The following is a 3,491-nucleotide window of genomic DNA, read 5'->3' as shown; positions in this document are numbered from 1 at the left end:
TTGTATCCGGGTAGTGGTCGACGGAGACGTCGTCGATCTCGGCAGCGAAATCCCACTGGTCGTAGTGGTTCCAGCTCGGAAGCATGAAGTTGGTGGTGACGGGGACGTCCGCGCGGACGCTTCGCACAATCTCAACCTGCTCACGGAGGCAGTCCCGCAACAGGTCGGCGGAGAATCGCTTGAAGTCGAGCAAGTGTGAGGGGTTCGGCAGGTACTGGGTTGCCTGAGGAGCGAAGATTTCGTCCCATTCGCCGTAGCGCTGGGACCAGAACGCCGTATTCCATGTTGTGTTCAGCTGCGCAAGACTGCCGTACTTGCCGCGGAGCCATTCCCGGAAAGCTGTATCGGTTTCCGGTCCATAGGACACGGTTCCGTACTCGTTGTGGAGGTGCCACATCGTCAGTGCCGGGTGGGAGGAGTACCGCTCAGCAAGGGCTGAAGTCACCCGTCTGGCAGCCTTCCGGTAAGCGGGTGCGGCGGGGTTGTAGGTGTCGCGGCTGCCGTGGATCAACCGAACTCCATCCGCCGTGACGGGGAGTGCTTCAGGGTGCGCCAGCGAGAACCATGGCGGCGGCGAGGCAGTAGGGGTGGCGAGAACGACGCCGATGCCGTTCTCCGCCATCAGGTCCATGATGCGGTCCAGCCATCCGAACTCATAGTCGCCTTCGCGTGGTTCGATCGAGGACCAGGAGAAAACCCCGATGGTCACGCGGTTTACATGGGCTTCACGCATGAGCCGGACGTCTTCAAGCCACACCGACTCAGGCCACTGTTCGGGGTTGTAGTCGCCTCCGTACACGAGTTGATTCGGCTGTCGAAACGTTTCGCTAACTGGCATGGAGCAGGCCTCCTTCAGGGGCAGCGGGAACGGTCTAGTTCAGCGCTGAGATGGCGGGGTGTGTGGGCTCAGCGATCGAGCCGCGGGAGATGTAGCGCGGTGCGACGAGTTCCACGTGTGGTTCGGGTGCGCCGTCGAGAGCGTCCATCACCAGAGCCACCGCGCGGTCGCAGGAGTCTGCGGCGACGAGCGGAATGACATCGAGCGCGGGGTGGAAGGACGAGGTGTCAAAGCTGGAGCAGGCTGAAATGATGGACAGGTCGCCAGGGATCGAACGGCCGCTGTCCGCGATGTACGTCAGCGCCCGCGACTGGATGGACTCTTCGCAGTGCATGACGACGGCGCTTACCCCCGCCTTCGGATCGAGTACCTCGTCGACGGCCCGGCGCACGTCTGCGTCACTGCTGCCAGGCATGGCGAAGGTGCTCTGCAGACCGCGTTCGGATGCGTACTCGACGAATGCATTGCGGAACCGGTGCGGGAAGTTTGAGCCGCGTTCGTAGGCGGCTTGCGGGTGGCCGAGAAGGGCGATCGACCGGTGTCCGGCAGCAACGAGCTGGTCGATGGACAGCCGCGCTGCGGCGGCGAAATCGAGATCCACGCAGGTAAGGCCGCTGGCCTCTCCCGGAACGCCGACGACGACGGACGGAACCGCTAGGTCCCGCACCAGCGCGAGGCGCTCATCATCCATGGAAACGTCGAGGAGGATGACTCCGTCGACGAGACGGCTGGACGTTACACGCCGAAGACCATTCGTTGCCTCATCTTCGGTGAGCAGCAGAATGTCATAGTCATAGCGACGGGCGGCAGTTGCGACCGCCAAGACGAACGCCATATGTGCGGGTGCGTAGGTGTCGACGCGCAACGGAGCACTCAGGGCGAGGATCCGGGTGCGTGCGCCGGCCAACATGCGGCCTGCTGCGTTGGGCAGATATCCGAGTTCCTGTACGGCATCGACAATCCGTCGTCGTGCATCTTCACTGACGGTCCGCTTGCCGCTGAGAGCGTAGGACACGGTACTGATGGACACGCCGGCGACGCGGGCGACGTCGTGGATGTTGGCCATCAGGACTCCTATGTCGGATTGCGGGAGAGCAAAAGGAACTGTTCCGCGGTTGTCGAAACGTTTAGCGAAACGCTTCGACAAACTCTACGGCCGCGGAATGTGATGTGCAATACCCTGCCGGAGTTTTGTTCGGACTTGGTTCACCGCGGCGCCCTTTGCGAGAATGCAACGGCAGGAACAACCGATCTAGGGGAATGGACATGCTGCTCACCATCACGGTCTGCGCTGCCACGGAAAGCGAGGCGGCCGCTTCGGCCTGCTGTGAGGGAGGCTTCTAGGCCCTCCCCCTGCTTGACTGTTCGGGGGTCGAGGGCTGCACCTACATGCCCTCTTTCACTACCTTCCTGCAAAGGCGATCCCTCATGCACCCCATCAGCGACCGCGAGATCCGGTCATCATTCATCAACGCCTCCCGATCCGAAACGGCCAAGCTCAACCTCCCGCCGCACTTTGAAACGCTCGACTGGAACAACCTCGACTTCCTCGGGTGGCGAGACGAGAAGATGCCGCTTCGTGCGTATCTCGTTCTTCCGACGGAACGCGGACTCACCGGCATCCTCTTGCGCGCACCCGAAGGCGGAGCGAAGAAGAACCGGTCGGTTCTCTGCGAGATGTGCCGCGACGTCTTCTCAAAGGAAGACGTATTCCTCTGGGTTGCGAAGCGTGCCGGCCAGGCCGGCCGTAATGGAAACACCGTAGGCACCCTCATCTGTGCTGACTTCATCTGTTCTGCGAACGTACGGAAAGCACCGCCGGCGAACGAAATCAACCCTGATCCCGCCGTCGTCGTGAAGCGTCAGATAGAGGAACTCAACCTCCGGATCCGCAAGTTCCTCGCGCGGGTGGCGGAATAGTCGGTGGCGCGTGGAAGGATTTCGGAATGGCAACGAATTCCAGAATTGCACCGATTGAGCGCGCTACCAACCGATCGTGGGAGACCTGGCTTGCATTCATGGACGCCTCCGCTGCGGCTGGCTTGAGCCATAAGGACATCGCGTCAAGGTGCACCAGGAGCTTGAGGGCACCATGGATCAGGCCGGCTGGTGGGCCCAATCGGTTGCGGTCGCCTACGAGCATCACATCGGGCGGCGCATCCCCGGCCAACGTTCCGACGGCACCTTTCAGCTGAGTGTGAGCAGGTCCACCGCGCTCGGGCTCGAGGAGCTGATGGCCCGGTGGTCGGATTTCGCATCCACCAGTTCCCCTGTGCAGGAGCTTCTGGCTGAAGCTGCACGGGTCAGCGGAACCGACCGCCGGATGACCTGGCGCGCCAAGGCTGCGGACGGTTCGTCTGTAGTCGTTACCAGCGAGTTGAAGAAGAACGGCACCGCGTCAATCGTTGCGACGCAGATGGGGCTTCCCACACCCGAGGCGAACGACGCCGCACGGCAGCAGTGGGTGGAAGTGCTCACTGACTTCCTGGAGCGGCTCTAGCCGGACTGCTGCAGCACCTTCGCCAAAAGGGCGGGATCAACCGATCCGCCGGAGACGACGGCGGCCACCGTGCCGCCGTCGTTCTGGCTGGAAACGAGGTCGTGCATCCAGGCTGCGGTAGCGACTGCACCGGACGGCTCCACCACAAGCCTG

The 3,491-nt window shown here is 62.5% G+C and carries 4 protein-coding genes; 2 read left to right on the top strand and 2 right to left on the bottom strand.

The genetic code is table 11. The features are described from left to right. Together RIF85_RS15165 and RIF85_RS15160 are read right to left on the bottom strand one after the other, a co-directional pair. Positions 1–838 (bottom strand): beta-galactosidase (locus RIF85_RS15165; RefSeq protein WP_309072736.1); only part of this gene is annotated, 838 nt, incomplete at its 3' end. Positions 839–872: 34 nt separating this feature from the next. Beyond that, positions 873–1,904, bottom strand: a complete 1,032-nt coding sequence (locus RIF85_RS15160) for a LacI family DNA-binding transcriptional regulator (RefSeq protein ID WP_309072735.1) — start codon at positions 1,902–1,904, stop codon at positions 873–875. Between the two features lie 362 nt (positions 1,905–2,266). Between RIF85_RS15160 and RIF85_RS15155 the strand changes: the two genes are divergently transcribed. Both RIF85_RS15155 and RIF85_RS15150 read left to right on the top strand, forming a co-directional pair. Then, positions 2,267–2,758 (top strand): FBP domain-containing protein, encoded by a 492-nt coding sequence (locus RIF85_RS15155; protein ID WP_309072734.1) that lies wholly within the window; start codon positions 2,267–2,269, stop codon positions 2,756–2,758. A gap of 148 nt (positions 2,759–2,906) precedes the next feature. Next, positions 2,907–3,338 carry a hypothetical protein gene (locus RIF85_RS15150; RefSeq protein WP_309072733.1) on the top strand — a complete coding sequence of 144 codons (432 nt, stop codon included), beginning with the start codon at positions 2,907–2,909 and terminating at the stop codon, positions 3,336–3,338. The last annotated feature ends 153 nt before the right edge of the window (positions 3,339–3,491 follow it).

This window comes from Arthrobacter sp. (assembly GCF_031179385.1).
In the GTDB taxonomy this organism is placed as follows: domain Bacteria; phylum Actinomycetota; class Actinomycetes; order Actinomycetales; family Micrococcaceae; genus Arthrobacter_D.
This window is presented reverse-complemented; position numbering and strand designations above follow the sequence as displayed.

Excerpts from the sequence above, each read along its gene's own strand:
- RIF85_RS15155 (WP_309072734.1), top strand. The coding sequence starts at position 2,267 with ATGCACCCCATCAGCGACCGCGAGATCCGGTCATCATTCATCAACGCC.
- RIF85_RS15160 (WP_309072735.1), bottom strand. The coding sequence starts at position 1,904 with ATGGCCAACATCCACGACGTCGCCCGCGTCGCCGGCGTGTCCATCAGT.